The sequence below is a fragment of the Burkholderia sp. Tr-20355 genome, from assembly GCF_017104685.1.
Classification (GTDB): domain Bacteria; phylum Pseudomonadota; class Gammaproteobacteria; order Burkholderiales; family Burkholderiaceae; genus Burkholderia; species Burkholderia seminalis.
The window spans coordinates 1-549 of sequence record NZ_JAAGPK010000408.1 but is presented as its reverse complement, the minus strand read 5'-3'; the positions used below and the strand labels follow the sequence as shown (position 1 = coordinate 549).

The window sequence follows — 549 nt, the reverse complement described above, 5'->3', positions numbered from 1 at the left end:
GTCCGAGCAGCACGCGGGTCGGCGCGGGCAGGGCTGCGCCGAAACCGTCGAAAATCTGCCGGAACGTCGGCACGACCCACACCATCAGCGCGGCCGAGATCGCGAGCGCGAACAGGACGACGGCGGCCGGATACGCGAGGGCGGCCCGCAGTTTGCGCCATTGCGTATCGGCGCGCTCGCGGTGTTCGGCGACGCGCGTCAGCACGATGCCGAGCGAGCCGGACGCTTCGCCGACTTCGATCAACTGACGGTACAGCGTGCCGAACTGCGACGGATAGCGCGCGAGCGCGTCGGCGAAGCGCCGCCCGCCGACGATCTCGCGGGCGAGGCCCGCGGCGATGCGCGGCACGCCGTCGCGCGACCGTGTACGCGCGAGCATCTCGAGCGACGGTGCGATCGGCAGCCCGGCCTGCAACAGGCTCGCGAGCTGGCGCGTGAAACGCGTGATCTCCCGCGCGCCGGCCGTCGGCGGTCGGGCCGGCCCGCGGACGTCGAGCGACAACACCGCGATGCCGTCGCGTGCGAGCGTGGCGCGCGCGGCTGCGGCGA

The 549-nt window shown here is 73.8% G+C and carries 1 protein-coding gene; it reads right to left on the bottom strand.

Annotated elements, in window-relative coordinates; all coding sequences use genetic code 11:
* Nucleotides 1–549: type II secretion system F family protein (locus G3N62_RS35655; protein ID WP_206141570.1), on the bottom strand; the 549-nt coding region annotated here is incomplete at both ends.